This window comes from Dehalococcoidales bacterium, assembly GCA_035529395.1.
Lineage (GTDB): Bacteria > Chloroflexota > Dehalococcoidia > Dehalococcoidales > Fen-1064 > DUES01.
In genome coordinates this window covers 1-7003 of sequence record DATKWT010000189.1, presented here as the reverse complement: position 1 = coordinate 7003, position 7003 = coordinate 1, and the positions used below count along the sequence as shown (strand labels likewise).

Genomic DNA, 7003 nt, shown 5'->3' with positions numbered 1-7003 from the left:
CATCGAAAAGGTGTAGCCCATACGGTTGCAAACGCTATTGCCTCTCAAACAGCCCCGATAGTTCACTGCTGAAAATAGGAACAAGCGATTTGTGTGATAGCGGATTTCCTTTAGCCGATATTGCCCATTTTGATTCGGAGGAGGCAATCCTCATCTGAATACGCTACAAGAGCAAATCGTTCCTCTTTATCTTGCTCGGCAAGATAGCGTTCATATAGTGAAGCTGGCCTATTCCAACTAATTTACGGCCGGTTCCATTATTATCCAGTGTTGGGAGGTAGAACGGTGACAGACCAGGAAGAACAATCACCAAAAGAGGCCAGGCGAAAGGAAAAACGAGCTACTGAAGAAATCAGGCGATCGGCTAGGGAACAGGCGATTGAAGAGGATCAGAAAGCAAGGAAGGCCAAGCGAGCGGAAAAACGAGCTACTGAAGAAATCAGGCAATCAGCTAGAGACCAGGCAAGAAGGAAAGGTACTTTAACTAGAGAACAGGCGATAGCTGAAGCTCTAGAGGCGAGAAAACTCAAGGCCAAAAAGCAACCACCTGAGTAAGATAACAGGGTATTTGGCCGCGAAACGAGTTAGTTCTTGTGTAACTTTCAAATCCCCTTTTTACTTGGAATTAGGCCAGTGTGGTGTCTTTGAAAAACTCTGCAAAAACTACCGGCAGGATGGAGGGACTTTGAACTGGGCCTTGTATCTTATTCAAGCTGCCTGATAGCTACGAATTACTTATCGAATCTCAGGGACAACACACACTAGATAATCTCCCGGACTGCCTTGATTAGGTCATCCTCGTCGGGAGTCCAGAACTTCTCCTGACCGGGAGTGAAGGGGACCGGGGTGTCCGGGGCGCAGACCCTCTTTATCGGGGCATCCAGGTTGTCAAAAGCTTCTTCGGCTACGGTGGCCGATACCTCGGCGGCCCAGCTCCCTGTCCGCGGCTCTTCACTGATGATAACCAGTCGGCCGGTCTTCCTGACGGAGTCAAAAATGGCCTGTTTATCCAGTGGCACCAGGGTGCGCGGGTCAATAACCTCCAGGCTGATACCCTCTTCCTGAAGGGTGGCGGCTGCGGAGAGGGCGCGGTGGACCATGAACGCAGTGGCGACCACGGTGACATCGGTACCTTCCCGTTTGATGTCGGCCTTACCCAGGGGAATAGTGTATTCCTCATCAGGTATCTCGCTTGTCAGGCGTCCCCCCAGCCTCTTGTGGGAGAGGAAGATTACCGGGTTATCTTCCCGGATGGCCGACTTGAGAAGACCCTTGGCGTCGTAGGGTGTCGATGGCACCACAATCTTGAGACCCTTAATAGCCATCAGCCATCCGAAGAGGCTCTTTGAGTGCTGTGCGGCTGCGGAAACACCGGTGCCGATACTGGCCAGAATGGTCAGGGGCAGAGTCGTCTTGCCACCAAACATGTAACGCATCTGGAGCTGATTGAGCAGTTCATCGGCGGCAACGCCGAGGAAGTCAACGAACATCATGGCGGCGACAGGCCTCATTCCGGTTGCGGCCGCACCGATGGCGGCTCCCATAATGGCTGTCTCCGAGATTGGCGTTTCACGTATCCTCTCGGCGCCGTACTTGGCGAACAGGCCACGGAACTGTCCCATCGGCCCGCCCCAGTGCTCCCCGATATCCTCGCCGATGATAAAGACACGCGGGTCTCGGGCCATTTCTTCATCGAAGGCTTCGTTCTGGGCCAGGCTGAAACTTAGTTCTCTCATTATTTCATCACCTTCCTTTTAAAAGGCCTTCCTCAGGCAAAGACGTCTTCCAGGGCCTCTTCCGGGGCCGGAAATGGGCTCTCTTCAGCGAACCTGACCGCATCGTCTATCTCCCCGGCTGCTTCGCGGTCGATTGCTCCGGCATCCTCATCCGTCAATACCCCCATATCGGCCAGTCGCTTGCGGAAGTTGTCGATGGGGTCCTTCTTCTTCCATTCCTCGACCTCTTCCGCGGGTTTGTAGGTCTGGGGGTCCCCCTCGAAGTGGCCGTGAATTCGGTAAGTCTTGCATTCTATCAGTGATGGGCCTTCACCGGCCCTGGCCTTCTCCACCGCGGCCTGGACGGCCTCGTAGACGGCAATCACATCGTTACCGTCCACGGTAACTTCGGGAATACCGAAGGCTCCCGCCCGGTCCGACAGGTTGGTTAGCTTATAGGTATCGGAGATGCGGGTCTTTTCAGCATAGAGGTTGTTTTCGAGAACGTAGACCACCGGCAGTTGCCACACAGCGGCCAGGTTGATACCTTCGTGGAAGGTACCGCGGTTGCTGGCACCATCACCAAGAAAACAGATGACAACCTGGTCCGTGCCCCTCATTCTGGCGGAAAGCGCTGCTCCGCCGGCAAGGGGAATGCCGGCACCGACAATGCCGTTAGCCCCGAGTATACCGAGGTCGGTATCGGCGATGTGCATCGACCCTCCCTTGCCCTTACAGTAGCCTGTCTTCTTACCAAAGAGCTCGGCCATCATTCGGTCCGTCCGACCTCCCTTGGCAATGACATGGCCGTGTCCCCGGTGTGTACTCGTGATGTAGTCATCGGGACGAAGGGCGGCACAGGCACCGGTACCGGATGCCTCTTCCCCGATGTAGAGATGAACGAAACCGGGAATGTTACCGGAGGCAAACTCTTTGGAGACCCGCTCCTCGAATTGCCGAATCCGCACCATCGTCCGGTACATATTAACCAGCCTGTCTTTTTCGATATTCATCATGCCCTCCCCTGATTTATCAGGCATTCCCCTGATTTATCAGGCATTCCCCTGTACTTGCTGCACAGTACGTATGTTTGCAGTTTACCGACCGGGATGCCATGACCTTTCGCTCTATTCTATATGTTACCGGTCTGTTTGACAACAGCGCCATTCCTGTAAACCCCAGGTGCAGTTGTTCCACTACGCTTAGCGAGACACGCAATTCGGTTGACACGTAATCGGTGGTGGGTCTAGTATATAGAGCAGAAGGTAATTCCTTTTTCCAGTATCAGCCCGGGATTCTGACAAGTGGAGAACTAAGATGAAAGCAGCAGCTTACTATGGTCCCAGGGATGTAAGGGTCGGGGAAGTGGCTAAACCTGGACTGGAGCAAGGTGACATACTCCTCCGTGTCCGTGCCTGTGGTATTTGCGGGTCGGACCTGCATACCTATAGACACGGTTTGTTTGAAGACCTTGGCGTGCCAGTTGAGACCGGGGGAAGGGTTATGGGGCACGAGTTCAGTGGTGAAGTCGTTGAGATTAACGGAGAAGCAGCCGGGGTCAAGGTCGGTGATAGGGTCTGTACCGTGGGCATGGGTGGCAATGCCGAGTACTACCGGGTACCCGCAATGATGTCGGTAGCATTGCTTCCCATCCCGGAAGGCATAAGCTTCGAGGAAGCGGCCACGACGGAACCGCTGGCCACGTCGCTTCACGCGGTTAATCTGGCAGCTCCGGCCGATGGGGAGACACACGTGATAATAGGTGCGGGCATCATTGGACTGGGTGCCCTTCAGGTACTGAAAGCAACTGCATCAGTCAGGACTATTGTGGTAGACATATCGGACCGACGGTTGGAGGTGGCACGCCAGCTCGGTGCCGACGTAACGGTCAACGCCGGTCGTGAAGACCCCGTACAGAAAATAATTGAGTTAACGGGTACCGAGCAAATGTCTTTCATGCCCGACGTGACGGGTAAGGCAGACACTGTCTACGACTGCGCCGGCCTTCCGCTTAATTACACGGGTACGCCTGTGTTGCAGCAGGCAATCACCATGACAAAGGAAAATGGCAAGGTGGTCGTGGTATCGATCTTTGAGAAATCACCGGAAATTGAAATGAACCTGTTCGTACGAAAAGGGATAACGCTGTACGGGTCCTGGGCATGGTCGTTCGACGAGTTCCGGCATGCCCTGGAACTGATAGGTTCGGGTAAGGTGGACAGGAAGCCACTGATTACCCATAAGTTCCCGCTGGACCAGGCCAGCGAGGCGTACGAGACCCAACTAAAAGCTGAAGAGGCCGTCAAAGTGCTGATACTACCGTAGGTGGTAATCGCATTTCATTCCGCTATGACTTTGCAGAAACAGGTGGTCCCGACTGCTCAGGTGCTTGAGATGCTGCGCGTTCATTACTGGCGTGAACCTGTTGGATATACCGCTGCGTATGATATCCAGCAAAGACTCTGGTCGCAGAACATGACCGGTGAAGGACCTGATGCACTTCTCGTACTCTCACATCCGCCTACCTTTACCATCGGCAAGTCCGGTAAACTGGACAACCTCCTGCTGGCCAGGGAGGAACTGGAAAAACGGGGCCTGTCGGTATTTTTCACTGACCGGGGTGGAGACATAACCTACCACGGCCCCGGACAGGTAGTCGCCTATCCGATAATCGACCTCAGGAAGCGGGGGAAGGACATCCACCGCTACGTCCACGACCTCGAAGAAGTGGTGATACGCACTCTGGCCGACTTCTCGATAGAGGCTCACCGGAACGAGAAGTACGTGGGTGTCTGGGTGGGTGATGAGAAGATTGCCGCCATCGGGGTCCGCATACGGAGGTGGGTCACCATGCATGGGCTGGCCCTCAACATCGACCCCATCATGGAGCACTTCTCCTACATCAACCCCTGTGGTATCGTTGACTGTGGGATAACATCGATAACCGGGCTTCTCTCCCGTAATGTAACCTTTGACGATGTGGCATTGAAACTGGTGGACCGTTTCGCCGAAGTATTTGCTGTCCAGGTTGAGTGGGCGACGGACAGTCCATCGAGGTGCGTTTTATGAATAACAGGCTACCGTCATGGTTCAAGAAAAGGATTCCGGAGCCCGGAACCATGTCCGGCATGAGGACTTTGATAGATGGCCTGAGCCTTCATACCATCTGTGAAAGCGCCCTCTGTCCCAATATAGGCGACTGCTTTTCGCAGGGAACGGCCACGTTTCTCCTGCTCGGAGATACCTGCACGAGGAACTGTACCTTCTGCGCGGTGAAGAAGGGCGTCCCCGAGACGGTTGACGAAGAAGAGCCGGAACACCTGGCGGAGGCGGTGAAGAGGCTCGGTCTAAGGCATATAGTGATAACCTCGGTGACCCGGGATGACTTGTCCGATGGTGGTGCTGCGCACTTTGCCCGCACAATACGAAGGCTGCAGGCGGAAGACCGGGCGCTTACGGTGGAGGTCCTGGTCCCGGATTTCGCCGGTAGTCCGGAGGCCTTAAGGCTGGTGGTCGACGCTCGTCCCGACGTTATCAACCATAACCTGGAGACGGTTCCCCGTCTTTATCCCGAGGTCAGGCCGAAAGCCGACTACCAGCGTTCCCTGGAGCTTCTCAGGCTGGTCAAGGAGCTTGACGGCCGGATTATCACCAAGTCCGGATTGATGGTTGGACTCGGTGAGACCAAAGACGAGATGCTCCGCGTAATGGCTGACCTCAGGGAAGTGGACTGCGGTCTTTTGACCATCGGTCAGTACCTGGCACCATCGTCCGAACACCATCCTGTGGTCAGGTTCGTCACTCCTGATGAATTCAGTGAGTATGAGCGTATCGGTCAGGATATGGGTTTTCGTGCTGTCGCTTCGTCACCACTGGTGCGGAGCTCCTTCGATGCCGCCCATCTCTATGCCAGAGCAACTGAGGGGTTGAAGTAGGAATATGGACATAAACGCCCTTGAGAAAGACCTCAAGAACCTGGTCGGTGAACGCACCACTGTCAGCGAGTTCGAGCGCTGGTTCTACGCCCGCGATATAGTGCACATTCCCCGGGGTGTCAAGGCCATGCTCCGTACCATGCCGGACGCCGTGGTCAGGCCGGAGAGTACCGGGCAGGTATCATCGGTTGTCCGGTACTGCCAGCAGCAGGGAATACCCGTCATCCCCCGTGGTGGCGGGTCTTCGGGCCTCTTCGGCGCAGTCCCCAAGAAAGGGGGCGTCGTGCTGGATCTGCTTGACCTCAACCGGGTAGAGACCATTGATGTCGAGCAGTTTACGGTGACCGTCGGGGCGGGTGCTACCTGGTGGCAGCTTGAAAAAGAGCTGAACCGGCAGGGCCTCACTCTGAAGAGCTATCCATCCAGTGCCCGGTCGGCCACTCTGGCCGGTTGGGTAATGACCAGCGGTCTGGGCATAGGCAGTCTGAAATATGGGCCGGTCTTTGAGCATGTTCTTTCGGCAGAGGTAGTCCTCCCCGATGGTAGTACACAGGAGTATCAGGCCGGTAAGGGACTGGAACTGTTCTTTGAGTCGGAAGGGATGCTGGGTATCCTTACCAGGCTGACGCTCAGCGTACGGAGAAAGCCCGATTTCATGGCGCACTGCCTGACCTGCTTCAATGATATCAAGGACCTGTTTGCCGTTCTATCGCCACTGGCTAACATGCCGCAGAGACCCTACAATATCGAGTTCCAGGACCACCGTTACCTGTCTCTTCTGCAGGCAGCCGGTTATCCGGTAACGGACTTCGGGGAGGGCAGCGGTGTGCTGCTGGTGAGCTTCGATGGTGAGAAATCGGAAGTGGAACAGGGCACGGGAGAGTTTGAGAAATTATACCATGAACACCACGGGGTTGAGATAGCGGGCGCTGAACACGAATGGCAGGAACGGTTCAACATGCTCCGGGTGAAACGGGCGGTGCCCAGCGTAGTCCCGAGCAGCGCCTACCTGCCACTGGAACGCGTGACGGAGTTCTACTCCGGTCTGGAAAAACTGAACAAGGGGCCCATCGGTCTGCTGGGGTACGTGGTTTCTGAGAAACAGTGTAGTCTGATGCCCCTGATTGTCACCGACGAAACGAAACCGTTGGAGTATCTCTTCGCCATGCAGGCGCCGAGCACTGTTTCCAACCTGGCGATTGGTCTGGGTGGTAAACCGGGGGGAGGACTCGGGGTGTGGAATGCCGCATACCGTGGTCTGCTTGGCGAAGCTCGACTCGATGAGATAAATAGAACCAGGGCACAGAATGACCCAAAGAGTATTATGAACCCCGGGATGTGGCCGGAACCACC

At 55.3% G+C, this 7003-nt stretch carries 7 protein-coding genes; 5 read left to right on the top strand and 2 right to left on the bottom strand.

Annotated features, from left to right (window positions below; translation table 11 throughout):
• Positions 1–285: 285 nt before the first annotated feature.
• Positions 286–555, top strand: coding sequence for a hypothetical protein (locus VMW13_11475; protein ID HUV45432.1), 270 nt, complete (start codon positions 286–288; stop codon positions 553–555).
• 206 nt (positions 556–761) lie between these two features.
• Here the strand turns inward: VMW13_11475 and VMW13_11470 are convergent, their stop codons facing one another.
• Complete coding sequence (locus VMW13_11470; GenBank protein ID HUV45431.1) at positions 762–1736, bottom strand: alpha-ketoacid dehydrogenase subunit beta; 975 nt, start codon at positions 1734–1736, stop codon at positions 762–764.
• A gap of 32 nt (positions 1737–1768) precedes the next feature.
• Complete coding sequence (locus VMW13_11465) at positions 1769–2731, bottom strand: thiamine pyrophosphate-dependent dehydrogenase E1 component subunit alpha (GenBank protein HUV45430.1); 963 nt, start codon at positions 2729–2731, stop codon at positions 1769–1771.
• 301 nt (positions 2732–3032) lie between these two features.
• Here VMW13_11465 and VMW13_11460 point away from each other — a divergent pair, with 301 nt between their 5' ends.
• From VMW13_11460 to VMW13_11445, 4 genes are all read left to right on the top strand, one after another.
• Positions 3033–4040 (top strand): zinc-binding dehydrogenase, encoded by a 1008-nt coding sequence (locus tag VMW13_11460; protein ID HUV45429.1) that lies wholly within the window; start codon positions 3033–3035, stop codon positions 4038–4040.
• 24 nt (positions 4041–4064) lie between these two features.
• Complete coding sequence (lipB, locus tag VMW13_11455; GenBank protein HUV45428.1) at positions 4065–4784, top strand: lipoyl(octanoyl) transferase LipB; 720 nt, start codon at positions 4065–4067, stop codon at positions 4782–4784.
• Positions 4781–5650 (top strand): lipoyl synthase, encoded by an 870-nt coding sequence (gene lipA, locus VMW13_11450; GenBank protein ID HUV45427.1) that lies wholly within the window; start codon positions 4781–4783, stop codon positions 5648–5650. The genes lipB and lipA overlap by 4 nt, the downstream gene beginning before the upstream one ends.
• Positions 5651–5654: 4 nt before the next feature.
• A partial coding sequence (locus VMW13_11445; protein ID HUV45426.1) for an FAD-binding oxidoreductase occupies positions 5655–7003 on the top strand: 1349 nt, incomplete at its 3' end.